Origin of the sequence: Actinoplanes philippinensis, from assembly GCF_900113015.1 — a bacterium.
GTDB classification, from domain to species: Bacteria; Actinomycetota; Actinomycetes; order Mycobacteriales; family Micromonosporaceae; genus Actinoplanes; species Actinoplanes philippinensis.
The window spans coordinates 273,358-300,154 of sequence record NZ_FONV01000007.1 but is presented as its reverse complement, the minus strand read 5'-3'; the positions used below and the strand labels follow the sequence as shown (position 1 = coordinate 300,154).

Annotated in this window: 22 protein-coding genes and 1 pseudogene; 6 read left to right on the top strand and 17 right to left on the bottom strand. The window is 72.3% G+C overall.

The annotated features are described in order from the left end of the window. Nucleotides 1-162: 162 nt before the first annotated feature. The 3 genes from BM290_RS20105 to BM290_RS20095 form a co-directional block, all read right to left on the bottom strand. Nucleotides 163-1,572 carry a (Fe-S)-binding protein gene (locus tag BM290_RS20105; protein ID WP_093616248.1) on the bottom strand — a complete coding sequence of 470 codons (1,410 nt, stop codon included), beginning with the start codon at nucleotides 1,570-1,572 and terminating at the stop codon, nucleotides 163-165. 81 nt (nucleotides 1,573-1,653) lie between these two features. After that, nucleotides 1,654-2,835, bottom strand: a complete 1,182-nt coding sequence (locus BM290_RS20100; RefSeq protein ID WP_093616246.1) for an FAD-binding oxidoreductase — start codon at nucleotides 2,833-2,835, stop codon at nucleotides 1,654-1,656. A gap of 40 nt (nucleotides 2,836-2,875) precedes the next feature. Continuing rightward, nucleotides 2,876-4,324: an FAD-linked oxidase C-terminal domain-containing protein gene (locus BM290_RS20095; RefSeq protein ID WP_093616697.1), complete on the bottom strand. Its 1,449-nt coding sequence runs from the start codon at nucleotides 4,322-4,324 to the stop codon at nucleotides 2,876-2,878. A 158-nt stretch (nucleotides 4,325-4,482) separates the two neighbouring features. On the opposite strand from BM290_RS20095, the gene BM290_RS20090 reads away from it, so the two are divergent. The 3 genes from BM290_RS20090 (at nucleotide 4,483) to BM290_RS20080 (ending at nucleotide 9,014) form a co-directional block, all read left to right on the top strand. Next, nucleotides 4,483-5,175, top strand: a complete 693-nt coding sequence (locus tag BM290_RS20090; RefSeq protein WP_093616244.1) for a hypothetical protein — start codon at nucleotides 4,483-4,485, stop codon at nucleotides 5,173-5,175. Nucleotides 5,176-5,496: 321 nt separating this feature from the next. After that, nucleotides 5,497-8,175, top strand: coding sequence for a pyruvate, phosphate dikinase (gene ppdK, locus BM290_RS20085; RefSeq protein WP_093616242.1), 2,679 nt, complete (start codon nucleotides 5,497-5,499; stop codon nucleotides 8,173-8,175). A 434-nt stretch (nucleotides 8,176-8,609) separates the two neighbouring features. Then, a complete protein-coding gene (locus BM290_RS20080) occupies nucleotides 8,610-9,014 on the top strand; it encodes a VOC family protein (RefSeq protein ID WP_093616240.1) in 405 nt (134 codons plus the stop codon). Nucleotides 9,015-9,163: 149 nt separating this feature from the next. On the opposite strand, the gene BM290_RS20075 is transcribed toward BM290_RS20080, so the two are convergent. The 4 genes from BM290_RS20075 to BM290_RS20060 all read right to left on the bottom strand — a co-directional run bounded on the left by BM290_RS20075 (nucleotide 9,164) and on the right by BM290_RS20060 (nucleotide 12,214). Next, entirely contained in the window at nucleotides 9,164-9,577 is a 414-nt protein-coding gene (locus BM290_RS20075; RefSeq protein ID WP_093616238.1) for a DUF4259 domain-containing protein, read from the bottom strand. Between the two features lie 371 nt (nucleotides 9,578-9,948). Then, complete coding sequence (locus tag BM290_RS20070; RefSeq protein WP_093616236.1) at nucleotides 9,949-10,926, bottom strand: ABC transporter permease subunit; 978 nt, start codon at nucleotides 10,924-10,926, stop codon at nucleotides 9,949-9,951. After that, complete coding sequence (locus BM290_RS20065) at nucleotides 10,923-11,822, bottom strand: ABC transporter ATP-binding protein (protein WP_093616234.1); 900 nt, start codon at nucleotides 11,820-11,822, stop codon at nucleotides 10,923-10,925. Before BM290_RS20065 ends, BM290_RS20070 begins: the two co-directional genes overlap by 4 nt. Beyond that, nucleotides 11,819-12,214 (bottom strand): GntR family transcriptional regulator, encoded by a 396-nt coding sequence (locus tag BM290_RS20060; protein ID WP_093616232.1) that lies wholly within the window; start codon nucleotides 12,212-12,214, stop codon nucleotides 11,819-11,821. Before BM290_RS20060 ends, BM290_RS20065 begins: the two co-directional genes overlap by 4 nt. A gap of 489 nt (nucleotides 12,215-12,703) precedes the next feature. Here BM290_RS20060 and BM290_RS20055 point away from each other — a divergent pair, with 489 nt between their 5' ends. Further along, nucleotides 12,704-13,375 carry a YceI family protein gene (locus tag BM290_RS20055; protein WP_239143610.1) on the top strand — a complete coding sequence of 224 codons (672 nt, stop codon included), beginning with the start codon at nucleotides 12,704-12,706 and terminating at the stop codon, nucleotides 13,373-13,375. 602 nt (nucleotides 13,376-13,977) lie between these two features. Here BM290_RS20055 and recQ read toward each other — a convergent pair. The 3 genes and pseudogenes from recQ to BM290_RS20040 form a co-directional block, all read right to left on the bottom strand. Then, nucleotides 13,978-15,819, bottom strand: a pseudogene (recQ, locus tag BM290_RS20050) (DNA helicase RecQ); the annotation flags it as partial. Between the two features lie 137 nt (nucleotides 15,820-15,956). Next, nucleotides 15,957-17,867, bottom strand: a complete 1,911-nt coding sequence (locus BM290_RS20045; RefSeq protein WP_093616228.1) for a SpoIIE family protein phosphatase — start codon at nucleotides 17,865-17,867, stop codon at nucleotides 15,957-15,959. A 42-nt stretch (nucleotides 17,868-17,909) separates the two neighbouring features. Next, complete coding sequence (locus BM290_RS20040; protein WP_093616226.1) at nucleotides 17,910-18,569, bottom strand: GTP cyclohydrolase II; 660 nt, start codon at nucleotides 18,567-18,569, stop codon at nucleotides 17,910-17,912. A 114-nt stretch (nucleotides 18,570-18,683) separates the two neighbouring features. Here BM290_RS20040 and BM290_RS20035 point away from each other — a divergent pair, with 114 nt between their 5' ends. Then, entirely contained in the window at nucleotides 18,684-19,376 is a 693-nt protein-coding gene (locus tag BM290_RS20035; protein WP_093616224.1) for a RibD family protein, read from the top strand. A 53-nt stretch (nucleotides 19,377-19,429) separates the two neighbouring features. On the opposite strand, the gene BM290_RS20030 is transcribed toward BM290_RS20035, so the two are convergent. From BM290_RS20030 to BM290_RS20010, 5 genes are all read right to left on the bottom strand, one after another. Further along, the gene (locus BM290_RS20030) at nucleotides 19,430-20,521 is read right to left on the bottom strand and encodes a lysylphosphatidylglycerol synthase transmembrane domain-containing protein (protein WP_093616221.1); all 1,092 of its coding nucleotides are present in this window, start codon (nucleotides 20,519-20,521) and stop codon (nucleotides 19,430-19,432) included. A gap of 51 nt (nucleotides 20,522-20,572) precedes the next feature. Continuing rightward, the gene (locus BM290_RS20025) at nucleotides 20,573-21,484 is read right to left on the bottom strand and encodes a class I SAM-dependent methyltransferase (protein WP_093616693.1); all 912 of its coding nucleotides are present in this window, start codon (nucleotides 21,482-21,484) and stop codon (nucleotides 20,573-20,575) included. 330 nt (nucleotides 21,485-21,814) lie between these two features. After that, the gene (locus BM290_RS20020) at nucleotides 21,815-22,843 is read right to left on the bottom strand and encodes a glycosyltransferase family 4 protein (protein ID WP_239143609.1); all 1,029 of its coding nucleotides are present in this window, start codon (nucleotides 22,841-22,843) and stop codon (nucleotides 21,815-21,817) included. 296 nt (nucleotides 22,844-23,139) lie between these two features. Next, nucleotides 23,140-23,538, bottom strand: a complete 399-nt coding sequence (locus tag BM290_RS20015) for a 6-pyruvoyl trahydropterin synthase family protein (RefSeq protein ID WP_093616219.1) — start codon at nucleotides 23,536-23,538, stop codon at nucleotides 23,140-23,142. A gap of 56 nt (nucleotides 23,539-23,594) precedes the next feature. Next, nucleotides 23,595-24,539: a zinc-dependent alcohol dehydrogenase gene (locus tag BM290_RS20010; protein WP_093616217.1), complete on the bottom strand. Its 945-nt coding sequence runs from the start codon at nucleotides 24,537-24,539 to the stop codon at nucleotides 23,595-23,597. A 107-nt stretch (nucleotides 24,540-24,646) separates the two neighbouring features. Between BM290_RS20010 and BM290_RS20005 the strand changes: the two genes are divergently transcribed. Beyond that, the gene (locus BM290_RS20005) at nucleotides 24,647-25,408 is read left to right on the top strand and encodes a CDP-alcohol phosphatidyltransferase family protein (protein ID WP_093616215.1); all 762 of its coding nucleotides are present in this window, start codon (nucleotides 24,647-24,649) and stop codon (nucleotides 25,406-25,408) included. A 10-nt stretch (nucleotides 25,409-25,418) separates the two neighbouring features. On the opposite strand, the gene BM290_RS20000 is transcribed toward BM290_RS20005, so the two are convergent. After that, a complete protein-coding gene (locus BM290_RS20000) occupies nucleotides 25,419-25,982 on the bottom strand; it encodes a PadR family transcriptional regulator (RefSeq protein WP_093616213.1) in 564 nt (187 codons plus the stop codon). Between the two features lie 10 nt (nucleotides 25,983-25,992). Continuing rightward, nucleotides 25,993-26,790 carry a crotonase/enoyl-CoA hydratase family protein gene (locus tag BM290_RS19995; protein WP_093616211.1) on the bottom strand — a complete coding sequence of 266 codons (798 nt, stop codon included), beginning with the start codon at nucleotides 26,788-26,790 and terminating at the stop codon, nucleotides 25,993-25,995. Nucleotides 26,791-26,797: the final 7 nt, after the last annotated feature.

Here is a 26,797-nt window from a genome sequence, read left to right as displayed (position 1 = left end):
CCCGCCGGGAGAGCGGGGAGACCGGGCGACTACGGGGCCCGGCTCCCCGCGTTCCCGACCCGCACGTCCCCGGTCCGGGCGTGTGGTCGTCACCGGTGTCTCACCGCCTCTGAGGCACCGGTGACGACCACACACCCGGACCGGTGAGCGCGCCGTACGGCGTCAGACGGTGCGGGACAGGAGCGCGTCGGGACCCAGATTCCGGAGCGAAGCGTCCAGCACGTGGGCGGTGTGGGCCAGGGCGATCGTCGCGTCCCGGCGACGGACCGCGGCGGCGACCTGCATGAGACAGCCCGGATTGGCGGTGACCAGCAGTTCCGCGCCGGTGGCGAGAACCGCGCGCGCCTTGCGGTCACCGAGTTCGGCGGCCGGCTCCGGATTGAGGACGTTCCAGACGCCCGCCGACCCGCAGCAGATCTCCGCCTCGGCGATCGGGCGCACCTCCAGTTCCGGGATGCCGCGCAGCAGCGCCCGCGGCTGAGCCCGCACACCCTGGGCATGCCCGAGATGGCAGGCGTCGTGGTAGGCGACCGACATCGGCAGCGGGTGACGGCGGGCGACCGGCCCCAGTTCGACAAGCAGTTCGGACAGGTCACGGACCTTCGCGGCGAACGCGGCGGCCTTCCCCGCCCAGGCCGGATCGTCGGCCAGCAGATCGCCGTACTCCTTCAGCGACGAGCCGCATCCGGCCGCGTTCACCACGAAGAAGTCCATCCCGGTCCGCTCGAACGTGTCGATCAGCTCCCGGGCGAACCGCTGCGCCTCCTTCCGGCGGCCGTTGTGCACACTCAGCGCGCCACAGCAGCCCTGGCTCGGCGGGATCAGCACCTCACAGCCTTCGGCGGCGAGGATCCGCACCGTCGCGGCATTGACGTCCGGGAAGAACGCCGACTGAACACAACCGGTCAGCATGCCGACGACTGCGCGTCGCTCACCGCGCGCCCGGACACGGGCCGGAGGGCGCGGCACGCTGCGCAGCCGCGGCGCGAGAGCGTCCAGGGTGGCCAGGGTGGGCGAGAGGCGTCGCAGGATCCCGCTGCGTTCGGCGAGCCGTTTCAGACCCATCGCCCGGTACGCCCGGAGCGGCCCCCGGAGAAGCCGGAGCCGGCTCGGGTAGGGGAACAGCGCGAAGATCGCCGCCCGCAGCGCCCGGTCCCGGGCCCCGCGCCGATGACGACGCTCGACCTGCGCGCGGGTGTCCTCGATCAGCCGGTCGTAACGCACCCCCGACGGGCACGCGGTCACGCACGCCATGCAGCCGAGGCAGTTGTCGAAGTGCCCGACCATCGAGTCGCTCAGCGGCTCCCCGGTGAGCCCCTGCCCGATGAGGTGGATCCGCCCGCGCGGCGAGTCCATCTCCTCGCCCCACAGCACGTAGGTCGGGCACGTCGTCAGACAGAACCCACAGTGAACACAATCGGACACAAGCTCGGCACTCGGTGGGTGATGCCGGTCGAAGGCCGTCCCGTTCTCCGCGGCCCGCAGCACATCGAGCGTCTCCGGCGCCGGGGGAGCGGCGCCGTGGGAGGCGTCGACCGGATGCGACGCGGGCCCGGGGGTGCTCTCGGCCATCAGATACCTCCCACGAAAAGGCGGGGGGTGGTCTCGGCCATCAGATACCTCCCACGAAAAGGCGGGGGGTGGTCTCGGCCATCAGATACCTCCCACGAAGCGGCCGGGGGCGAAGCGGTGATCCGGGTCGAACCGGTCCTTCACCCGGCGCATCAGATCGAGCCCCGGCACCGGGCCCCACATGTCGATCCCGTCCCGTGCGGCGGGTGGCGCGATCAGCACGACAGCGTGACCACCGGCCGCCGTGGCCGCCGCCCGCAACAGGTTCACGACATCGGCGACCTGGCCGGGCTGTCCCGGCGTGGCGGCGGGGGAGGGGACGCCGGCGTAGAGGACCCCGGTCCCGGCGGAGCCGCGGATCGTCAGGCCCGCCTCGACGGCCGCACGGACCAGGGCGGGGACGGCGGCGAGGGTGCAGGTCAGCTTGAGCGCCAGGGACGGGCTGTCGGCGGGCCACGGTGGGGTGTCCCACCACGGGGGCGGGGCGCCGGTCACCTCGCCGTCGAGGAGCCGGGCCACGGTGGCGGCCCGGGCGCGGACACCGGCCTCGGTGCCCTCCAGGAGCACCGCGAGCTCCGGGGCGGCGCCGGGCGCGGCGCTGACCTCCAGAGCGCTGGCAGCGAATTGGCCGGCCAGGATGTTCGCCGCGTGGGTGGGCGGGGCGTTCGAGCGTACGAATGCGGCGAAAAGAGGGACCGGATGCAACCGGAAGACGCACTCGGTGATCAGCCCGAGCGTGCCTTGCGATCCGGTGTAGAGCTTGCCCAGATCGTATCCGGCGACGTTCTTGACCACCTTGCCGCCGGATTTCGTGATCCGGCCGTCCGGCCGGACGACGGTGATGCCGATCAGCAGGTCGCGGGCCGTGCCGTAGCGCAGACGCCGCGGGCCGGAGGCGTTCGCCGCGACCGTGCCCCCGGCCGTCGCCGCCGGTGGCGCGTCCAGCGCGAGCTGCTGGCCGGGCAGATCGTGCAGCTCGGCCATCGGGGTGCCGGCCTTGACCACGGTGATCAGGTCGCCGGCCGCGTGTTCGACGACCCCGGCCAGCCGTCGCGTGTCGATGATCAGGTCGAGCCGGCGGGGCGGTGGCCCTTGCTGCACCTTCGTGCCGCCGCCGCGCACCACCACCGTCAGATCGCGGCTCGCGGCGATCAGCGCGGCCGCCTCCTCGGTGGTGGCCGGCGCCGCGACCAGGCGGGCCGGGACCCCGGCGATGACGTCGCCGTCGCCGGCCTCGACCGCGAGATCGTCGAGAACGCTCACCGGCGGCCTCCGAACGCTCGAACCCCTGCGCGGGTGGGCATCAGAAGACCTCCGCCACGCCGGCCTCCTGCAGCGGAGGGGCGCCGCGGTGGCGGCCCGGCCGCTCGCCGCACAGCCGTGGGGTGGGGAAGACCTTGCCCGGGTTGGCGATGCCGTCCGGGTCGAAGGCGCATCTGACCAGCTGCATCGTGTCGAGGTCGTCGTCGGTGAACATGCGCGGCATGTAGCGGGCCTTGTCGACGCCGACACCGTGTTCGCCGGTGATCGAGCCGCCGTGCTCGATGCACAGGTCGAGGATGGCGCCGGAGACGGTCTCGGCGCGGCCCGCCTCCCCGGGGACGTCGTCGTCGAAGAGCACCAGCGGATGCAGGTTTCCGTCGCCGGCGTGGAAGACGTTGGCGACCCGGACGCCGTGGTCGGCGGCCACCTCGTTGATGCGGCGCAGCACCGTCGGCAGCGCGGTCCGCGGGATCACCCCGTCCTGGACGATGTAGTCGGGGCTGATCCGGCCGACCGCCGCGAACGCCGACTTGCGGCCCCGCCAGATCAGCTGCCGCTCGGTGTCGTCGGCGGCGACCCGGGTCTCGAAGGCGCCGTTGTCCGTGCAGAGCCGGCTGACCTCGTCGAACTGCGCGTCGACCTCGGCGGCCGGGCCGTCCAGCTCGACGATGAGGACGGCGCCCGCCCCGGCCGGATAGCCGCAGTGGACGGCGGCCTCGGCGGCCTCGATGGAGAGCGCGTCCATCATCTCGATCGCGGCCGGCACCACCCCGGCCGCGATGATCGCCGAGGTGGCGGCCCCGGCCTGGTCGGTGCTCGGGAACGCGGCGAGCAGCGTGCGGACCGTCTCCGGCAGCCGCGTCAGCCGGACCGTGACCTCGGTGGCGACGCCCAGCGTTCCCTCCGAGCCGACGAAGGCGCCGAGCAGGTCATACCCCGGGGTGTCCGGCGCCGCGCCGCCGAGCCGGACCAGATCGCCGTCCGGAGTGACCACCTGCAGGCCGGTGACGTGGTTGGTGGTGAAGCCGTACTTCAGACAGTGCGCGCCGCCCGAGTTCTCCGCCACGTTGCCGCCGATCGAGCAGATCTGCTGGCTGGACGGGTCGGGCGCGTAGTAGTAGCCGTGCGGCGTCGCGGCCTGCGTCACCTGAAGGTTGATCACGCCCGGCTGGACCACGGCACGCTCGTCCTCCGGCCGCACCGCCAGGATGTCGCGCAGCTGGGAGGTGACGATGAGGACGCCGTCCGCGTGCGGGAGCGCCCCGCCGGACAGCCCGGTGCCCGAGCCGCGGGCCACGAACGGCACCCGCTCCTCGGCACAGGCCCGGACCACGGCGGCGACCTGAGCCGCCGAACGGGGAAGGACGACCACCGCGGGCACGACCTTGTAGTGGGCCAGGCCGTCGCACTCGTAGGTCCGCAGCCGTTGCCGGTCGGTGATCAGCTGCTCCGGGGCCAGCTCGGCGCGCAGCCGCGACAAAAGGGTCATCCGAACCTCCTCGGCACCATTGCCCACCGCCACGCTAACCGTCATCGGCGTCCGGCGCGACGGGCGGAATCGAACCTGTGGACAACCGGTCGGTGCCGAGGGCGTCACCGCCTGTGGATACTTTTCCGCCGGGTTCCGGCGTCTGCCAAGATGGCCGGATGTTCCTGACCGCCAGACCCGTCCGTGCCGCTCTGGGCGCCGCTTGTGCCCTGGTCATGGCGGCCGGGTGCAGTTCCTCCGACGAGCCCGGCCCGGATGCCGGGCTGATCACCGTGACCACCATGCGGGGCGCCTTCCTGCAGCCCGCCGAGATCGGCCCGGCGTGGGCCGCGCCGGAGGAGAGCGCCGCCCCGCAGACGCTCGTCAGCTTCTGCGGCGGCACGAGCGTGCCGCCGCAGACGCCGCCCGGCGCGGAGCTGGTCTACTCCAACGCGGCCGACGAGGGGGAGAAGGGCGCGCAGACGCTCCAGCAGTCCGCCCTGGTCTACGGCGACGCCGACAGCGCCACCGCCGGCCTGTCGCTGCTGCGCACCGTGGCCGACCAGTGCCCGAAGTCGTCCGAGGTGCCGGCGGCCGTGACCGCCGACCGCAATGAGCCCGCCTACACCGAGACCGTCGAGATCCGCGAGCTGGACGAGGGTGGCTGGACCGGGTTCGTCATCGTGCGCCACAAGCTCTACGAGGCGGCCCACCCCGGCACCGCCGACGTCGCCGTGGCCGTGCTGCGCACCCGCAACGTGGTGCTCGTCGACAGCTACGCCATCTATCAGTTGAACAACGGGAGTCCCGCGCCGAACTTCGAGACCGACTGGAAGCGGCTCGTCGGATCGGTCGTCAAGCGCGTGGGATAGACACGGCGACGATCGTCGTCTAATGTTCGCGGTGCGCCGTTGCGAGTTCTTCCCCCGTGGAATTCGCAGCGGCGCTCTTATTTTTCGCCGTGAACCGTGCCGGCGTCCCCTCCGCACCACGCGATCAGCAGTCGCCTACTGGTCGTCTGCCACCGTCCGTGCTCGTTACTGCGCGGAGAGAGCGCATACCGCTCAGTGATGGCCGTACCCCTGTGGAAAAAGCCACGGGACTGTTAACTATTCACTGCCGTCATGCTTAGCCTTACGAATCCCAGGGCAGGACTGGGTATCCGCCGCGGATTCTTAGCCGGGAGGTAAGGCATGAAGTTCGTCTACGACTTCGCCGAGGGCAACAAGGACCTCAAGGATCTGCTGGGTGGCAAGGGCGCCAATCTCGCGGAGATGACCAATCTGGGCCTGCCCGTGCCTCCCGGCTTCACCATCACCACCGAGGCGTGCCAGCAGTACCTTCGCAACGGCACCCACGTCGACGGCCTGGCCGCCGAGATCGACGCGCATCTCGCCGCGCTCGAGGAGACGATGGGCCGGCGCCTCGGCGACCCGGCCGATCCGCTGCTCGTGTCGGTGCGGTCCGGCGCCAAGTTCTCCATGCCCGGCATGATGGAGACCGTCCTCAACGTCGGCCTCAACGACGCGTCCGTGGCCGGGCTGTCCCGGCAGGCCGGCGGCAACGACCGGTTCGCGTGGGACTCGTACCGCCGGCTCATCCAGATGTTCGGCAAGACGGTCTGTGACGTGCCCGGCCACGAGTTCGAGAAGGCGCTCGACGACGCCAAGGCGGCCAAGGGGGTCCGCGACGACGTGCAGCTCGACGCCGGCGACCTGCGGGCGCTGGTCACGGCGTACAAGAGAGTGTTCGCCAAGCACACCGGCCACGAGTTCCCGCAGGACCCGCGCGAGCAGCTCGACCTCGCCACCGAGGCGGTGTTCCGCTCGTGGAACGCCGATCGTGCCGTCCTCTACCGCCGCCAGGAACGCATCCCCACCGACCTGGGCACGGCGGTCAACGTGGTCGCCATGGTCTTCGGCAACCTGGGCGCCGACTCCGGTACCGGCGTCGCCTTCACCCGCGACCCGGCCACCGGCGAGCAGGGTGTCTACGGCGACTACCTGTCCGACGCGCAGGGCGAGGACGTGGTCGCCGGCATCCGCAACACGCTGCCGCTGGCCGACCTGGAACGGCTCGACAAACGGTCGTACGACGAGCTGATGCAGATCATGGCCACCCTGGAGGGCCACTACCGGGACCTGTGCGACATCGAGTTCACCATCGAGCGCGGCAAGCTGTGGATGCTGCAGACCCGGGTCGGCAAGCGCACCGCGGCCGCCGCGTTCACCATCGCCGCCCAGCTCGTCGACGAGGGCGTCATCGACCTCGACGAGGCGCTGCACCGGGTCAGCGGCGCCCAGCTCGCCCAGCTGATGTTCCCCCGCTTCGACCTGTCCGCCGCGCCGTCGTCCCTGACCCGGGGTGTCGGCGCGTCCCCGGGCGCCGCCTACGGCCAGGTCGTCTTCACCTCGGCCCGCGCGGTCGAGGTGGCCGCCTCCGGCACCCCGGTGATCCTCGTCCGGCGGGAGACGAATCCCGACGACCTGCCCGGCATGATCGCCGCCAACGGCATCCTCACCAGCCGCGGCGGCAAGACGTCGCACGCCGCCGTCGTGGCGCGTGGCATGGGCAAGACCTGCGTCTGCGGCGCCGACGAGATGGAGGTCGGCCGTGACTCGTTCACGATCGGCTCGGAAACCGTCCGGGAGGGCGACACCATCTCCATCGACGGCACCACCGGCCGCGTCTACCTCGGCGAGATCCCGGTCCGGCCCAGCGAGGTCGTGCAGTACTTCGAAGGCGACCTCGACCCGGCCAACGCCAATGATCCACTGGTCGCGGCGGTGCACCGGATCATCACGCACGCCGACGCGAAACGCCGCCTCAGGGTACGCACCAACGCCGACACCGGCCTCGACGCCGCCCGCGCCCGCCGCTTCGGCGCCCAGGGCATCGGCCTGTGCCGCACCGAGCACATGTTCCTCGGCGACCGCCGTGAACTGGTCGAACGCCTCATCCTGGCGCGCAACGAGGCGGAACGCAACGACGCCCTCGCCGCCCTCCAGCCGCTGCAGCGCGCCGACTTCCTGGAGATCTTCCGGGAGATGAACGGGCTGCCCGTCACCATCCGGCTCATCGACCCGCCGCTGCACGAGTTCCTGCCGTCCCTCGAGGAACTCGCCGTCAAGGTCGCCGTCCAGCACGAACACGGCCGGCGCGTCGAACACGACGAGCAGCTCCTCGCCGCCGTCCGCCGCATGCACGAGCAGAACCCGATGCTGGGCCTGCGTGGCGTACGCCTCGGCCTGGTCATCCCCGGCCTCTTCGCCATGCAGGTCCGGGCCATCGCCGAGGCTGCCGACACCCTCGCCGCCGAGGGCGGCCGGCCCCGCCCCGAGATCATGGTCCCGCTCGTCGGCGCCGTCCAGGAGCTGGAGACGGTCCGCACCGAAGCCGAGAAGATCATCTCGTCGATCGTCGGCGACTCCGGCGTCGACATCCTGATCGGCACCATGATCGAGGTCCCGCGGGCCGCCCTGACCGCCGGCCAGATCGCCGAGGCCGCCGAGTTCTTCTCCTTCGGCACCAACGATCTCACCCAGATGGCCTGGGGTTTCTCCCGCGACGACGTCGAAGGCGCGTTCTTCTGGCGCTACCTCGAACTCGGCATCTTCGGCATCTCCCCGTTCGAGTCGATCGACGCCGACGGCGTCGGCCGCCTGGTCCGCATCGCCACCGAGGAGGGCCGCGCCGCCCGCCCCGGCCTCAAACTGGGCGTCTGCGGCGAACACGGCGGCGACCCCGACTCCGTCCACTTCTTCCACGAGGTGGGCCTCGACTACGTCTCCTGCTCGCCGTTCCGCGTCCCGATCGCCCGCCTCGAAGCCGGACGGGCCGCCGTCACGGCGGAAGGCTCCGACCACCGCTGACCGTCACCCTCAGCCGGTCGGTGGGCGGGGGGCGGTTCGTTCCGCGCCCACCGAACCCTGTGCGGTACGGGCCGGGCCGTCCCGTCGAACCACACCTCCCGGACCACACCGCGAGGCTGCGGCGACACCGGACCGCAGCGCGCCTCACGGGCGTATGCGGTGGTCACCGCGGTCCCGCTCCCGCCGCGGCGGTGTTCGCCCGTCGTGCTCGTCGTGGTGTCGCGCGCGTGTCGGTGCTCGTCGTGGTGTCTGCTCGCCTGTCGCGCTCGTCGCGGTGTTGCTGGCGTCGCGGTGTTGCCGGCCTTCCGTGCTCGTCGCGGTGTTGCTCGCCTTCCCGCGTGCGGGTGTTCGCGGCGTGATCCGGCGGAAAATGTCGTAGGGCGGGTCTAGCGTCCGAGGGGACGGTGTCAACGACGACGATGGAGCGACCCCAGATGACGTCCACGCTCAACCCGTATCTGACATTTGACGGCAAGGCGCGGGAGGCCGTCGAGTTCTACCACGCGATCTTCGGCGGCGAGCTCAAGGTCAGCACGTTCGGCGAGTTCGGCAACCCCGACCCCGCGTCGGCCGATCTGGTCATGCACGCGCAGCTGGAGACCCCGCAGGGCTACACGCTGATGGCGTCCGACTGCCCGCCCGGTATGGAGTACAAGCCGGGCGAGAACATCACGGTCAGCTTGAGCGGCTCCGACGGCGACATGCTGCGCGGCGCCTGGGAGAAGCTCTCCGCGGACGGCCAGGTCCGGGTGCCCTTGGAGAAGCAGATGTGGGGCGACGAGTTCGGCCAGCTGATCGACCGTTTCGGCATCCCATGGATGGTCAACATCACCCAGTGACGTCCGGCCGGACGTGGGCGGAGGCCGCTCACGTCCGGGTTCCCGGTGGTGGGCGGTGGCCGCTCACGTCCGGGTTCCCAGTGGTGGGCGGTGGCCGCTCACGCCCGGTCCCCCGTCGTGGGCGGTGGCCGCTCACGCCCGGTCTTCGGTCAGACCGCCGCCTCCAGAGCCTCGCGGATCGGCCGCAGTGCGGAGAGCGCCTTCGGCAGGCCGTCCTCCCACAGCTCACTCCACTCGGAGCCGTCGCCGGCGACCCGGTCCAGGGCGCGCAGCGCGAGCGCGGGCAGATCGTCCGGCAGCACGAGCGTCTCGCCGGCGGTCACGAAGCCGGGGGCGTAGGCAGAGGTCAGCGGCGTGCCGGTCGGCAGTTGGGAGGCGACGACCGCGGCTGCGGCGACGGCTTGATTGGCCACGTCCGCCTCGACGTATTCCCCTTCGCGCAGCACCTCCTCGAGGGTCTCCCGGATCAGGGCGGCCCGCCGTCCCGGGGCCGCGTCCTGCAGATCGCCGCTCCAGTCAGCGGCGTCGTCGTTGTCGAAGGGCCCGAAATCCCACGTACCCATTGCGTTCCCTCCGGTGAGTCCTGAGCGTGTGTCGGCCCGGCCGGCCCCGTCCGCCCGGTCACCGGTGAATCCTCACCCGGAACGGCCGCCGTGGCGCGGCGCCGCACCGGCGCGACGGCCGCCGACCGAGTATCGGCAGCCTCACCCACCCGCGCCGATGCGGCCGCCTCCGGCCGTGTGCTGGCAGGATGGCCGGCCGCGCCGATGCGGCCGCCTCCGGCCGTGTGCTGGCAGGATGGCCGGCCGCGCCGATGCGGGCGTCTCCGGTCGTGTGCTGGCAGGATGGCCGGCCGCGCCGATGCGGGCGTCTCCGGTCGTGTGCCGGCGGGATGGTCGCCCGCGCCGCGTGACCGTTGCGGCCGGGGCGGCGGCTAGATCATCCGGCGGCGGACCCGCCACACCACCACGCCGATCAGGGCCACCGCGACGGTGACGAAGAGGGCCGCCTCGATGAGCTGAAACCTCCAGAACCGGTCAGCCGGGTGGTAGACCCCGAACTGCTGGATGCCCCGCGCGTGCAGGAGCTGGAGGAGATCGGCGCCGGCCCGATCGGCGGCGTCCTTCAGCTCGTAGTACTCGCTCGAGCTCAGCCTGCGCCCGGTCGCGTCCGCGTAGCCGTGCTCGATCGTCCAGTCGGCGAAACCGGACACGGGCCGGTGACCTACCTGGTCCGCCGGGCCGTCTGCCCCGACCGGCTCCATGGCGGTGAGCGGCGTGGCGTAGGCGGGGCGGGCCAGCAACGCCACCGGCATCCTGGTGGCGAGGAACGCCCCGAACGCGACGCCGAACGCGGGCAGGCTGCGCCGCAGGATCGCCCCGGCGGCGGTGGCCACCGCGAAGGCGAACAGCGCGTACGCAACCGGAACGAGGCCCTCCAGATCGAAGGCGTCGTACTGGAAACGCCCCTCCCAGGTGTCGAACGGCTGGCGGAACCAGGTGAGTACCGCTGTGAACATGCCGGTGAGCACGACCGTGACGCCGGCCAGCGCCGTGAGCTTGGCCGCGAGCCAGCGCATCCGCGGCACGCCTTGTGTCCAGGCCAGCTGCCAGGTGCCTTCCTCCAGCTCCCGCGCCAGCAGGGGCGCGCCAAGGAACGCGCCGATGAGGACCGGGACCAGGTAGAAGGCCGCCAGAAGGTTCTCGACGAACCCGTACTCCTCGTCGAGCCGGCGGAACGAGGTGGTGCAGGCGTCGCTCAGCCCGGCCTCTCCCGCGCACCGCGCGGAGCCGCCGGGAAACAGGGCGTGGGCCTGCGTGCCGAGCACGAGCAGGGTCACGCCGAACACGGCGAGGAGCAGACCCAGGACGCAGACCTCGGTACGGTGCTGGCGCCAGATCAGCCAGGTCATGCCGTCACCACCGGCGTGACCGCGGCGCTCGGCGCGGAGGTGCGGCGTAGGTACGCCAGCACCAGATCCTCCAGCGTGACCGGCTGTGCCTGCCAGCCGGGCGCGACCGGGATCGCGCCGTCGCGTACCAGAAGGGTGGTGTGCCGGTCGCTGTGGACGGCCTCCACGACGGTGCCGGTCCGGTCGAGGTCGGTGGACGTGCGCGGGCCGACGAGCAGCCGGTGTTCGGTGAGGAGGGTGTCGATGTCGCCGGTGAGCGTGACCCGGCCCTGGTCGAGCACGACCAAGTGGTCGCAGACGCGCTCCAGCTCGTGCACGACGTGCGAGGAGAACAGGACGGTCACGCCACCTTCGGCCACCGCGCCCATCAGGACCTGGAGGAACTCGTGCCGGGCCAGCGGGTCGAGGCTGGCCACCGGCTCGTCGAGGACCAGCAGGTCCGGCCGCTTCGCCAGGGCCAGAGCCAGCGCGACCTGGGCCTGCTGCCCGCCGGAGAGCATGCCGGCCCGGCGGGCGAGCGGGATGCCCAGCTTCGCCAGCCGGCGCTCGGCCAGCCCCTGGTCGAAGCGCGGGTTGCAGGCCCGGCCGAAGCGGAGCATCTCGGCGACGGTGAACCGCTTGTACAACGGGTGGTCCTGGGCCAGGAACCCGACCCGGGACAGGGTCTGCGGGGTGCCGGCGGTGACGTCGTGGCCGAGGACCTCCACCGTGCCGGTGCTCGGCGCGAGCAACCCGACGACCAGGCGCAGCAGCGTGGTCTTGCCCGCGCCGTTCGGCCCGACCAGGGCGATCACACCGCCCGCCGGCAGGGCCAGGGTACAGTCACGCAGCGCCCACGCCTTCCGGTATCGCTTGCCCATGCCGTCCGTGCGCAGCGCGAACTCGGGTGCTGTCACGCCACGTCCTCGTTCCTGGTCTGCCGGTGAACAGAGGTGAAGAGGGCCTCGACCGCCTGCTCGTCGAGGCCCGCCGCATACGCCCGGCGCAGCCAGGTCGCCAGGCCACGGCGCAGCGACGTGTAGGTCGAGGCCGGCATCGCGGCCGACTGCTGCTCGTTGACGAACGTGCCCTGGCCGGGCCGGCCGGTGACCAGATCCTCGTGCTCCATCTGCCGGTACGCCTTGGCGACGGTGTTCGGATTGATCGCCAGGTCCTCGACCACCTCGCGGATGAGCGGGAGGCGGTCGCCGGGCTGAAGGAAGCCCAGCAGCACCGCCTGGCGGACCTGCTGGACGAGCTGCAGGTACGGCGGCACGCCGGAGTGGGTGTCGAGCCGGAAGACGAACACAGGGACCCCTTACTGTTTTGCTAGGAAGATAGTAAAGCACCGGATCGGTGGTCAGGGAATACGGCGCGACGGGGCGGCCGGCCGGATGTCATCCCGGCGGGGGACGCTCGATCGGTCGGTGCTGCCGCCCTCGATGTCGTCAGGCCGGGCCGGGGTGGTGCCGGAGCACGCCGGTCACCTCACGCTCCGTGTCCATCGTGGCGATACTCACGCTCCGTGTCGTACTTCCGACACGCTCCGCCAATGGCGCGAAAACGCCCGGAATTGTTGGCCTGATCGCGTTTTGGCATGTCGTGACACGCACCGTTTGTAGTGGATCGGTCGATCTGAGGCATGTGGATCAACTGTGGCGGTCACCACGTAACGCAATCGGGGGGTTAACTGTCTGAATAAAGCGGTGCATAGAATCCTCGCGAATTCAGCACCGGACGAGTCAAGGGGCTCGCCCTGCCGCCGCGCGGCAGCGGTGCTGACGAGGGGGAGAGCTACGTGACGGTCGAACGGCCGGTCCGCGACTGGAACGGCCTGGTCATTCCGGAACCAGGGGTCTACACCCTGGACGAGGCGCACAAACGAATCGGATTCGTGGCGCAGCACATGATGGTCAGTCCGATCCGGGGGGAATTCGCACAAGGCGCCGCGACGATCGTCGTGGCCACTGATCCGCTGCGCTCCTCGGTGAGCGCTTCCATCCGTACCGACAGCATCAACACCCACAACCCGGAACGGGACACGCATCTGTCCAGCCCGGACTTTCTCGACGTCGCGCGTTATCCGACGATCGAGTACCGCAGCACCGGCATCGCCTGGGAGACGGAGAACGACCCGATCTTCAACTGGGCGCGGCTCCGCAACAACCCGCTGGGCCGCCGCGGTACCCTCGCCGACCTGCCGCCCGCGGCCACCCGTCCCTCCGGTCGCTTCGTGATCCACGGCCACCTGACGGTCAAGGCCGTGACCAGGCCGATCGACATGCACATGGAGTTCGGCGGCGCACGGCGTGATCCTTACGGCCGGGACATCTTCGGCTTCAGCGCCACCGCCGAACTGGACCGCGAGGACTACGGCCTGCTGTGGAACGTCGTCCTGGAGTCCGGTGGTGTCCTGGTCGGCAAGAAGATCCGCATCGAACTGGCCGGCGAAGCCATCCGCAACGCCTGAGCGTCCCGCAATGCCGGCGAAGGCATCCGCAACGCCGGAACGTCCCCGCAACGCCGGAGTGCCCCACGGCGCCAGGGTCCCCGATCTGCCAGGCCGCGGAGGGTGCATCTGAGGCCGTCCGTCTTCGGCCCGCATCTTTCTCGGAGACGGGTCCGGTGCGGGCGGTGGGCCGGCGCGGGGCGACCAGCTGTGACAGGGGCCGGTCGCCCCGCGGCGTGCGATCAGCCCTCGTAGTAGGGGTCGTAATCCTCGTCCGGCTCCGGCGGAAGGGGCGGCAGATCGGTGTCGTCGGACGTCGCCGTCCGCGGACGGCCGCCGCGCGGGGATCCGCTCCGCGGAGAGGGCCCGCTCGGGGCGGGCGACACCGTTACGGACGCCGCCGGGGAGGGCACGGCGGATCCTGACGGCCTGGACGTGGGGGCGGCGGGTCCGGCCGGATCGGCGGATGCGGCACGGGCCGGGTCCGCCGCGGCGGCCGGGGTCACGGCGAACAGGGAACCCGGCTCCTCGGCCGAGAACCCGGCCGCCGCCGCGGGCACCGGCGGCGGCCCGGACGCCGAGGCCGGCGCGGTCGGAGCGGCGGCGATGACATCGTCGCCGCGGACGGTGGCCAGGACCGCGTCGCCGAATTTCGTCAACTTGCTCTGGCCGACACCGCTCACCGTGCCCAGCTGCGCCAGAGTTGTCGGCGCGAGGGCCGCGATGGCCCGCAACGTCGCATCGTGGAAGATCACGTAGGCGGGGACCGCCTGCTCCTTGGCGGTGGCCGCACGCCAGTTGCGCAGCCGCTCGAACAGCGCCGTGCCCTCCGGCGAGAGATCGACCGGTGCCGCCTTGGTGGTGGCCGACGGGGCACCGGAGGAGCGTGTCCCGCTCCGGGAACCGCGCGGCGCCTCCCGGCGCATCAGCAGTTTCCGCTCGCCGCGCAGCACCTCGCCGCTGCGGGCCGTCAGGGCCAGCGTCTGATGGCTGGGCTCGACGGCGAGGAAGTCGCCGGCCAGCAGCTGCCGGACCACGTTGCGCCACTCGACCTCGCTGAGGTCGGCGCCGATGCCGAAGACCGACAGCTCGTCGTGCCGGAAGCGGCTGATCTTGTCGGTACGTTTGCCGAGCAGGATGTCGATCGAGTGCTGGGCACCGAACCGCTGGTTGCGCTCCTTGTGCAGGCGGAACACCGTGGACAGCAGTTTCTGCGCGGGAACCGTGCCGTCCCACGACTCCGGCGGAGCCAGGCACGTGTCGCAGTTGCCGCAGGTGGCCGGCGCGTCCTGACCGAAATACTGCAGGATCTGCGCGCGCCGGCAGGTGACGCTCTCGCAGAGGGCCAGCATGGCGTCGAGGTGACGGCCGGCGTTGCGACGGTACGCCAGATCGCCCTCCGAACTCTCGATCATGCGCCGTTGCTGCATCACGTCCTGCAACCCGTACGCCAGCCAGGCGGTCGACGGCATCCCGTCCCGCCCGGCACGCCCGGTCTCCTGGTAATACCCTTCGAGGGATTTCGGCAGGTCCAGATGGGCCACGAACCGCACGTCGGGCTTGTCGATCCCCATGCCGAAGGCGATCGTCGCGACCATGACCAGGCCGTCCTCGCGCAGGAACCGGGCCTGGTTGGCGGCGCGGGTCCGGGCGTCGAGGCCCGCGTGGTACGGCAGAGCCGGAATCCCGTTCGACGAGAGGAACTCCGCGTGTTTCTCCACCGACGCACGGGACAGGCAGTAGACGATCCCGGAGTCGCCGGCGTGCTCGGTGCGCAGCAGGTCGAGCAGCTGGCGGGCCGGATTGTTCTTGCCGACGATCCGGTACTGGATGTTGGGCCGGTCGAAGCTGGCGGTGAAGTGCCGGGCCTCGGTCAGCCGCAGCCGGGTGGCGATCTCGTCACGGGTGGCCGGGGTGGCGGTGGCGGTCAGCGCGATCCGAGGCACGTCGGGCCAGCGCTCGTGCAGCATCGACAGGGCCAGGTAGTCGGGCCGGAAGTCGTGCCCCCACTGCGACACACAGTGTGCCTCGTCGATGGCGAACAGCGAGATCTTGCCCCGGTCGAGCAGCCGCTGAACGGCGGCGGTGCCGAGGCCCTCGGGCGCGACGTAGAGCAGGTCGAGCTCACCGGCCACGAACTCGGCCTCGACCAGCCGCCGCTCGTCGAGATCCTGCGAGGAGTTGATGAAGTCGGCCCGCACCCCGAGCGTGCGCAACGCGTCGACCTGGTCCTGCATGAGCGCGATCAGCGGCGAGATCACCACACCGGTGCCGGGACGGACCAGGGCCGGGATCTGGTAGCACAGCGATTTGCCGCCGCCGGTCGGCATCAGCACCAGCGCGTCGCCGCCGTCGATGACGTGCTGGACGATGGCGGCCTGCTCCCCACGGAACGATGGGTAGCCGAACACACGGTTGAGAGCGTCGGTGGCGCTGGACACGGGGATCGGAGGGGCCTCAGTCACCCCGCGAAGTCTAGAGAGCCGAACGGACGACCGGAGTACGCCCTGTGGATGAACTACCGCCCTGTGGATGACGAAGGCCGCGCCGGGCCCGGAAGCAATAGAGTCCAGTGACCGCGGAAGGACCGGAGCGAGAGGAGCTACAGTGCCGTTGCCGAAGACAGGCCGACGAGGTCGAGGATCCGCCGGGCCGGGCAGCCGGGCGCGGCGACGAGCGCCAGCGGCGTCTTCTCGGCCAGGTGCTGTGCGCTGATCTCGTGCAGCGCCGACACCCCGGCGCTGGCCAGGAAGGTCACGCCGGACAGGTCGACGGTCATCGGCACGGTGCCGCCGCGGCTGCGGCGCAACAGCTCCGCCCGTACCTCGAAGGCGGTGACCGCATCCATCGGACCACCGATCCGGACCCGGGCCTCGTCCCCACCGGGAAGCTCGGTGATCGTCAGGCCGCCGCCCGGCGAAGCCGGCGGGACCGGCGGCGCGGAGAGCAGCCGTGCCGGGCGCAGCAGCGGATGCCGCACGATGGCGACCGTCCCGTTCCCGCCCGGCTCGACCCGCAGGCTCTGCACCAGCTGGGCGGTGAGCGCGAGACCACGCCCGCGGGTCGCCCGGCGTTCCGGCGCCCGCCACCCGCCGCTGTCCGTGACCGTCGCCTCGACCAGCCCGGACGCCAGCAGCCGGGCCCGGATCCCGACCGTGTCGCCGCCGCCGTGCTCGATCGCGTTGGTGACCAGCTCACCGAGCGCGTGCTGGAGCACGAAGACGTCCTCGCCGGCGGCCCCCACGGCGTCCAGCCAGGCGCCGATCGCCCGCCGCGACCCGGCCAGGACCTCCGGCTGCGCCGGCAGATCAAGGGCCAGCGGGGGTACGACCGGAATGCGCTGAGCCGCCAGCAGGGTGATGTCGTCGGCGTGCCCACCCGAGCGGACCAGCAGTTCCAGCGTCTGTGTGCAGACCCGTTCCGCCCCGGTCGCCGACGGATCGTGCAGGGCCCGTCCGGCCGCGGCGTCGGTGGCCACCCGGGCGAACTCGGCGTCCGGGTCGGCGGCGGCGCCGGGCCGTTCGAGCACCCCGTCGGTGTAGAGCAGCAGCGTCTCGCCGGGACCGAGCCGGTCGTGGCGGACCGGGAAGGAGCCGCCGGTGCCGAGCGGGGCGCCCCCGGTGCCGTCGAGGTGGCGGGCCGGCCCGTCCACCGGGATGACCAGCGGCGACGGGTGCCCGGCCGTGCAGTACGCCAGCTCCCCGCTGCCCGTGTCCAGCACCGCCAGGGCGACCGTCGCCGCGTACGCCGCACGCACCCGCCCGGCCAGCCGGTCGGCCGCGGTGAGCGCCTCGGTGACGCTCGCCCCGGCGTCGAGCCGTTCCTGCAGGACCGCCCGCAGTTGCCCCATCACCCCGGACGCGGTCACCCCGTGGCCGACCACGTCGCCGGTGACCAGCGCGATCCGTCCGTCCGGGGTGGTCACGGCGTCGTACCAGTCGCCGCCGGCCCGGGTGCCGGCGTCGGCCAGCAGATACGCCGCCGCCACCTGCAGCCCGGGCAGCACCGGCAGGCCGGCCGGCAGCAGCTCCCGCTGGAGCGCGTCGATCACATCGCGGGTCTGCTCGTAGCGGCGGCGCTGCCGGTCCGCCTCGGCCTCGGCGGCCCGCCGCTCCAGCGCCAGCTCGGTGACGTCGAACGCGGCCCCGATCACGCCGCGCACCGTCCCGTCCGGGTGCCGCCACGGGACCAGCGCGAACGTCGCGAACATCTCCCCGACCGAACCGTCCGGCTGGTCCAGATGGACCCGCCACTGCCGGCCGCTGATCGACTCCCCGGTGCGGTACACCTGGTGGAACGCGTCCAGGAACTGCTGCCCGGACAGGTCACTGAGGACTTCGCGGACGGTCCGGCCGACGAGCTCACGCCCGGGCAGGACCGCCCGTGTCGCCGCGTTGCCGCCGACGACCACCAGGTCCGGCCCCTCGGACACGATGACGATGAACGGCAGCTGGTCGACCGCGGCGATCATCGCCGCCCGGTCGTCCGGCTCCGCACTGTCCCACCCCGTCATCCTGCCCATCGTGCCGGACCGGCGGGCCGAACGCGCCGAACGTCACTCGGCCAGGGGCAGATCGATGGTGTGAGCCGTGTGCGACGCCTTCACCGACAGGTAACGGACGTTGGCCGCCGACAGGTGCACGCCGGTCGGGATCCGCTGGGTCACGTCGATGCCCAGGTCGGCGAGCTGGCCGGCCTTGTCCGGGTTGTTGGAGAGCAGCCGGATCCGGGTCGCGCCCAGGCCCAGCAGCATCTGCGCGGCCGCCGTGTAGTCACGCTCGTCCTCGCCCCGGCCGAGCGCCACGTTCGCCTCGTAGGTGTCGAGGCCGTCGTCCTGCAGGGCGTAGGCGTCGAGTTTCGCGTACAGGCCGATGCCCCGGCCCTCCTGGCGCAGGTAGAGCAGGAAACCGCCCTGCTCGGCGATCCGCTCCACCGCCTCGCGCAGCTGCGGCCCGCAGTCGCAGCGCTGGCTGCCGAACACGTCGCCGGTCAGGCACTCGCTGTGCGGCCGGACCAGCGGGGCCCGCCCGCCGGCCGCGGACTTGGTCAGGGCCCGTTGCCAGTCACCGAGGCCGAGCGCGAGATGCTCCTTGCCGTCGGCCAGCCCGTCGAAGGTCATCACCCGGGCGGTGGTGGCGTATCCGTCGGGGAACCGCAGCGGCACAGTCACCTGCCGCCGGATGCTGGCCTTGGTAACGGTCGTGGCTTCGAACATCGGTCCTCCTCGTGTGGTTCCCGCCGAACTCGGCGCACCGCTTGATCCTCTGCCCAGACTTCGGCTTCCGCACGCGGGGATTATGGTGAGGGCCGATACCTGGAGGCGTCATCGGTGGCTGAGCGTCCTTACACCTTGCTGAGTTGTGGCATGTCCATCGACGGTTATCTCGACGATGCGGGGGATGAGCGGTTGCTCCTCTCCAACGACGCCGACTTCGACCGGGTCGACGCGGAGCGCGCCGGGTGCGACGCGATCCTGGTCGGCGCCGGGACGATCCGTCAGGACAATCCGCGGCTGCTGGTGCGCTCCGCGGCCCGGCGCGCCGAGCGGGTCGCCCGCGGGCAGGCGCCCGACCCGGTGAAGGTCACCGTGACCGGCAGTTGTGACCTCGACCCGGAGGCGTCGTTCTTCACCACGGGCGAGGCCGACAAACTGGTCTACTGTGCGACGTCGACCGTGGACGACGCGCGCAAGCTGCTCGGCGAGCACGCCACCGTCATCGCCGGCGGCGACCCGGTGGACGTGCGGGTGGTCGCCGCCGACCTGGCCGGGCGTGGCGTGCGCCGGCTCATGGTCGAGGGCGGCGGGCACATGCACACCCAGTTCCTGACCGCCGGGCTCGCCGACGAGCTGCAGCTGGTGGTGGCGCCGTTCTTCGTCGGCGATTCGCGGGCGCCGCGGTTCGTCCACGACGGCGTGTTCCCGTGGGGGCCCGGCAACCGGGCGCGGCTCGCCGAGGTCCGCCAGATCGGCGACGTGGTGCTGCTGCGCTACGCGCTGTCCGAGCGTTTCGGGCGCGAGTGAGCCGCGGGCCGGCCCTGCGAGGAGAGCCGGCCCGGTTGCTCGTGATCCTGCGGTCAAACCGTGACACCACCGGAGTAGGCGGGCTGCCGTGCGCCCACTCGTACCATCGCGGGGATCGTGCGGGTGACCGGAAGCGGCACGACCACCGGGGCCGCCGCCATCGCCGGGGCCGGCTTCTGCACCGGCTGCGGCTGCGGCGCGGCCTTCTCGACGCGCTGCGCCAGCAGCCGCGCCACCAGCACCGCCGCGCCCGGAGCGGCCGCCACGAAGGCCAGGATGCCGTAGGCCACCGCGATCGTCAGACCCTGCGACGCGCTCAGGCCGGCCGCGCCGAACGCCCAGGCCATCACCCCTTCGCGGGGGCCCCAGCCGCCGATGTTCACCGGCAGGCCCATCGCGATCAGCGCGAGCAGCAGCAGCGGCGCCAGCTCCACCAGCGAGGCGGCGCTGCCCGCGGCCCGGGCCGCCACCATGAACGTCGCCAGGTGACCGGCCAGCACCGCCGCCGACGCCACCAGCACACCCGGCCCGTTGCGGCGCGACAGCAGACCCGCGCGGATCTCGCTCATCCCGGTCCGGGCCGCGCCGGCCGCTTTCGACCGCCCGGCCCGCAGCCGGCGCAGACCGAGAACGATCAGAACGGCGGCCATCGCGGCCCCACCGGCGACAGCGGCCACCAGCGGCCCGTGCGCGGCCAGGAGATCAACGACCGGCGAGGGTACGGAGACCAGCACCGCCACACCCACCAGGAGCAGCACGACCTGTCCCGCCGTACGCTCCAGCACCACCGCCCGGACCCCGCGGCCCAGGTCGCCCTCGCCCTTGCCGTGCCGCACCGCCCGGCCGACGTCGCCGAGGATCCCGCCCGGCAGCGCCGCGTTCAGGAACAGCGCCTGGTAGTAGTCGGCGGTCGCGTCCTTCAGCGTCAGCCGCATCCCGAGGCCGCGGGCCACCAGGCACCACCGCCACGCGCTGAGCAGCGTGGTGGCGGCGCCGATGCCCAGCGCCGCCAGCAGCGCGCCCGCGTCGAGAACCCGCAGCCCGTCCAGGAACGCGCCGGTCCCGAGCCGCCACATCACCAGAGCCAGAATGCCGGCGCCACCCATCAGGCGCAGCCAGGCCCAGATCGATCGGTTCACGTCCATCGTCCCCTCGTAGCTTCCGAGGACTAGTACGCCCGGCCGGCGGCCCAGGGTTCACTCGAAGATCGCCAAAACATCCCTGTGCCCCACGGAAGCATCCGGAAGTGCTGCCAGACGGCGTTCCAGATAGTCGCCGGCGGGCAGGTCAGGGCGTTCCTCGGCGGCCGCGCCGACCCAGCCGCGCAGCCATTCGGCGGTCAGCGCGGGCATCGCCGGGCCCAGCCGCCACGGGCTCGGGCGGACCGTGACGGTCGCTCCCGCCTTCGTGAACGCCTCCGCGGCGGCCTCCGGTGCGTCCGGGCCGAGCAGTCGCCGCCCGTCGACCACCCGCCGCTGGTGGGCGTTGAACGCCGCCTCGAACTCGCCGTCCAGCGGGTCGTGCGGGGCCAACTGCACCTCGCCGGTCACCGACAGGGTGAACAGCGCCGGCACCCGGGCCTCGGCGCACACCCCGGCCAGGCGTTCCACCTCCTCGGTGGTGAGCAGGTCCAGCAGCGCCGAACAGGTGACCAGGTCGGCGCCCGCCAGGTCGGCCGGCGTGAGATCGGCGACGTCCAGCCGCTGTGTGCTGACCGTCACCCCCTCCGGCATGCCGGAGGCGGCCCGCGACAGCAGCGCCGGATCGCGGTCGGTCATGATCCAGTGCTGGCCCGGGCCCAGGCGCGGTGACAGCCAGCGGCCCAGCGAGCCGGTGCCGCAGCCCAGGTCACGCACCGTCCGAACCGTGCCGGGCAGCAGGTCCAGCAGGTCGAGCGCCCGCGCGGCGGCGTCGGCCGGCTCCCGCAGCGACAGCCAGGCGGCGCTGAACTCGCCGCTTCCGTCGCTGATCGTCGCCCCTTCGGCGCCACCCGCCTCGCGGCGCCCGCCGTCACCGGCCGGCCCGGCCCCGGCCAGCGGCCCACCCAGCCGTCCCTCCCCGGTCACCAGCGGCGTCCCGGATTCGATCTTGCCGTGCACCTCGGTCATCCGTGCCTCCTCGGCATCATCGTCCTCACCGGCATCGTGCTGTCCTTCAGCGTGCCCGTTCACCCGGTCCGGCCCGTGCGCCTGTCCGCCGCCGTCCTCCGGGTCCTTCCTGCCGTCGTCCTTCAGCCACCGGTCGGCCCGCGTCCTCCGGCCGATGGCACCGCCCGCGTCCTTCGGCCGATGGCACCGCCCGCGTCCTTCGGCCGATGGCACCGCCCGCGTCCTTCGGCCGATGGCACCGCCCGCGTCCTTCGGCCGCCGGCTCCCCGTCGGCCGTCCCCGATGCCGTCCTCCCGGTCCTTCTCCTGTCCGCACCGTGTCGTCGCCGGGTCAGAGGCCGGTGAGCACCCGCGCCAGGCGGCGGGCGGTCTCGTCCCAGCCGGTCAGCGTGTCGCGGCGGGCACGGGCGTGTGCCCTCCACCGGTCCCGCAGCTCACCGTCGGTGAGCCAGTCCCGCAGCGCCCCGGCCAGCGCGTCCCGGTCGTCCGGCGGGATCAGCCTGCCGGGGATGCCGCCGCCGGGCGCGAGACCGAGCGCCTCCGGCACCCCGCCGACGTCCGCGGCCACCACCGGCAGGCCGCGGGCCAGGGCCTCGGTCACCACCATGCCGTACGTCTCGGCCCGCGACGGCAACACGAACAGATCGGCCTCCGCGTACGCCGCGTCGAGTTCCGTTCCGTTCAGCGCGCCGACGAAACGAACGGTGTGTTCGCCCGATCCCGCAATCGCGCGGGTCACCCAGGTGGGAGCCGGCGGGCCGGCCATGTCCAGCGTCAGGGCCACGGGTGGCGCGACGCCGAGCGTGGGCACCCGGCCGGCACCCGCCACGGTGCACGTCCAGGACAGCTCGGGCAGCTGCTGCAGGGCCGTCAGCAGGAGATCCTGGCCCTTGCGCGGGGTCAGCGACGCCACGTTGAGCAGGCGGTGGCCGGTGCGGGAGGGTTCGGCGAGCGGGGCCCGGGCCACGCCGGGGGCGATCGCGTGCACACCGGTGAGCCCGTGCAACTGCTCGACGCGGCGGGCGGCCGGGACACTCGTCGCGATCACCGCGGCGGCCAGGCGCAGGGTTCGCGACTCCAGGGCGCGCAGCTCGGCGGCGTCCTCGTCGGTGAGGCCGGTCTCGTCACCGAGCGGAAGGTGCACCAGAACGGCCAGGCGCAGGCGGGTGGCGTGCGGTGCGAGCAGGTCCGGCACACCGCAGGCGATCAGGCCGTCGAGCAGCGTCAACGAGCCGTCGGGGAGGCCGCAGAGCAGCCCGGCCAGCGCGCGCCGATCCGCCTCCGAGGGCCGCGGCCAGGCGCCCTCGACCAGATGCTCACGCACCTCGAAGGCCGGCAGCGCCACCGTCGCGGGGGGCACGGCCGACGTCCGCGCGGCAACGGCGGGCGTCGAGCGAGGCAGGACACCGTCCTCGGGGGTGGGCACGGTGCCGTCGCCGTGTTCCGGGGCGGGTTCCTGCCTCTTGCGCGCGGCGGGGAGGAGTGGCCGTACCTCCGCGGGGTTTCCGGAAGAGGGACCACCGGAGACCTCTTGCGGGGGGAGGCCCGGAGAGCGGGTCCGGAGGTGCCGGAGGACCTCGCGGTCGTAGCGGTTGCCTCCGCTGGGTGCTGCCGGGTCGTCGATCGACGCCGGCAGCACCGCGTGAAGCGGGAGGGTCACAGGTCTCGCTCGTAGGTGGCCCAGGCGATGTGTGATTCGTGGAGGGTCACGGAGAGGCCGGTCAGGCCGGTGGCGCCGGGGCCGAGCTCGCCGGCCTGGGCGCGGACGGCGAGGCGGTCGGCGATCACCTTGGCCAGGAACTCGGTGGACGTGTTGACGCCGGTGAACTCCGGGTCGTCGTCGAGGTTGCGGTAGGAGAGCCCGGAGCAGATGGTGTGCAGCTGCTCGCTCGCCCGGCCGATGTCGACCACGATGTTGTCGTCGTCCAGCTCGGGGCGGCGGAACGTCGCATCCACCACGAAGGTGGCGCCGTGCAGGCGCTGCGCCGGTCCGAAGACCTCGCCGCTGAAGCTGTGCGCGATCATGATGTGGTCGCGGACGGTGACGCTGAACAAGGGCTACTCCTCAGGTGTGGTTCGGTGCGGTGATACGGGTACCCGATCCGGAAAGATCAAATCGGGTGATCGATGACGTGGCAGAGCGCCTTCAGCGTGCCGTCGGCGAGTCGCGGCAGCACCTGCGGGAGGTCGTCGAAGTCGCTGTGACCGGTGATCAGCGCGTCGAACCTCGGGTCCTGGAGCAGGTCGAGGGCCACCTGAAGGCGTGCGGCGTAACCCCGGTGGCGGGCCGGGGCGATCCCGCCGACCTGGCTGCTGCGGATCGTGAGGCGGCGGCTGTGGAAGTTCTCCCCGAGGGGCACGGCGATCCGCCGGTCACCGAACCAGCTCAGCTCGACGAGCGTGCCCTCGGCGCGCAGCAGTTCGAGGCCTCTCCCGAGACCCGCCTCGGTCGCGCTGGCGTGGATGATCAGGTCGCGGTCACCGCGCGCCGCGTCCGGCTGCGCGAAACTGATGTTCAGTGACGCGGCGAGATCCTCCCGGCTCGCGTCGACGTCGACCAGCTCCACATCCGTCGCCGGCAGCCCGGCCAGCACCGCGGCGACCGACGCGCCGACCATGCCGCCGCCGATGACCGTGATCCGGTCGCCGATCTGCGGCGCCGCGTCCCACACCGCGTTCACCGCCGTCTCCACCGTGCCGGCCAGCACCGCGCGGGCCGCCGGCACCCCGTCCGGGATCACGGTGACCGCGTCGGCCGGCACCACGTAGCGGGTCTGGTGCGGGTAGAGACAGAAGACGACCTTGCCGATCAGCTCGTCGGCGCCCGCCTCGACGACGCCCACGTTCAGGTAGCCGTACTTCACCGGGGCCGGGAAATCGCCATCCTGGAAGGGGGCGCGCATCGCCGACCACTGGCTCTCCGGGACGCGGCCCTGGAACACCAGCGTCTCGGTGCCGCGGCTCACCCCGGTGTGCAGAGTGCGCACCCTCACCTCACCCGGCCCGGGATCCGGCACGTCCTCGGCGCGTATCTCCCCGGTTCCCGGGCAAGTCATCCAGAAAGCACGCGCCGTCAAAGTGTTCCCTTCCCTCGGTGAACCGAAAGTCCCCGGAGAGCGTGTTGATCGGGGACAGCGGCTAAACCCTATGCCCAGGAGGACCGGTGACCTTCAGTACCGCCACGACCACGACGAGTCCGTCCCGGGCTCCGCTGGCCGGGTTCGCCGCCCAGCTCCTCCTGCTCGCCGCGCTGGCCGGGTCGGCCGGGCTGAGCGCCTGGGGCTGGCTGGCCGGGACGGCGTACGGAGTCGTCCTGTGCGGTCTGCTCGGCTACGCGTTGCCGCGCGCCGGGATGACCCGGCTCGGCTGGGCGAACGCGGTCACGTTCGGCCGCGCGATCCTCACCGGCGGGGTGACCGCGATGGTGTTCACCCCCGGCGCGCCGGCCGCGCTGCTGGTCACCGTCGCCGCTGTCGCCCTGGCCATGGACGGCGTGGACGGCCAGGTGGCCCGCCGGACCGGCACCAGCACGGCGCTCGGCGCGCGTTTCGACATGGAGGTCGACGCGTTCCTGATCCTGGTGCTCAGCATCTACGCGGGCGCCCAGTACGGCTGGTGGGCGGTCGCGATCGGCGCGTTCCGCTACGTGTTCGTCGCCGCGTCGTGGGCGCTTCCCTGGCTGACCGCCCCGCTGCCGCCGCGTTTCGGCCGCAAGGTGGTCGCCGCCCAGCAGGGTGTGATGCTCGCGGTCGTCGCCGGCGGTGTGCTGCCGACGTGGCTGGCGGTGCTCTCGCTGGCCGTCGCGCTGGCGTCGCTGACCTGGTCGTTCGGCCGGGACATCGCGTGGCTGCACCAGGCGTCGCGGATCCGCTCGGCGGCCCGCAGCCGCTGGTCCGCCCCGCGCCGCGAGCACGCCCTGGTCTAGTGCCCTGGTCTCAGCCGGAGGTGGGGAACCGGCGGGACAGCACGGTGAGGGCCAGGCGGCCCCACGTCAGGTTCTCGCGCTCGAAGATGATGCCCCGCTGCAACGTCAGGTAGGGGCCGATCCGGTTGCCGGTGGCCAGGAACTCCTCCTCGGTGCGGCCGTTCAGGATCTCGGCGAGGCGCTGCTCGTACGACTCCAGCCGACGGCCGCTCGACGCGATGCGGGACTCGATCGACGACCGGACGCTGGCCACGTCGGCGTGTGCCAGCGCCTCGATCTGCACGAGCAGCTCGTCGCGTACCGTCGTGGGCCTCGGGTCCTGCCTGGTGAAGTCGGTCAGGGCCGCCCGGCCCGCCTCGGTGAGCGAGAAGAGCCGCTTGTCCGGCCGTCTCTCCTGGGCCACCACGCGGGCCGACAGCAGCCCGTCCGTCTCCATCTTGTCCAGCTCGCGGTAGAGCTGCTGCGACGTGGCGGTCCAGAAGTTGGCGACCGACACGTGGAACTGCTTGGCCAGCTCGTACCCGGAGGCCTCCCGGTTGATCAGGGCGGCCAGCACGGCGTTGCGTAACGACACGGTACGAAGGTTACGAGCCGCGCGGCCGGAACTCGGGCACCGCCTTCGTCATGGCCGCCTTCTGCAGGATCTTCGTGTTGCGGCGCAGGAGCAGCAGCCGCAGCTGTTCGCGCCGTTCCCGGCCGAAGGTGCGGCGGGCGCTGGACGTGACAGCGCCGTCGAAGAGCCTCTTCGCGGCGGCCACCGCGTCCGGGGAGCGGGTCGCGAGCCGCTGGGCGAAAGCGGTCGCCGCCTCGACCGGGTCGTCGTGCAGCTCGGAGACCAGGCCGAGCCGGGCGGCTTCGGCGCCGTCGATCTGCTCGGCGGTCATGGTGAGCCGTTTCGCCACGTCCAGGCCGACCACCTCGATGAGGCTGCGGACACCGGTCATGTCCGGGATGATGCCCCACTTGCCCTCGAGGACGGACCACTTCGAGCCGGCGGTGGCGAACCGGAAGTCGGCGGCCAGCGCGATCTGCAGGCCACCGCCGTAGCAGTGCCCGTGCACCGCGGCGATCACCGGGACCGGCACCCGCCGCCACGCCCAGCACGCCTCCTGGAAGAGGTTGGTGCCCCGCCACGGCGCCGGCACGAACGCGGCGGCGATCCGGCGCGGCTGCCGCATCGTGCCGGCGATGTCCAGGCCGGAGCAGAAGGACGGGCCGTCCCCGGCGATCACCACGGCGCGCAGCGTACGGTCCCGGCGCAGCCGCCGCGCGGTGGCGACCAGCTCGGTCAGGGTGTCGAGGGTGAGCGCGTTCAGCTTCTCCGGCCGGGCCAGGCGCACGTGTGCGATCCCGCCGTCGATCCGGGTGGTCACCAGAGTCATGTCGTTC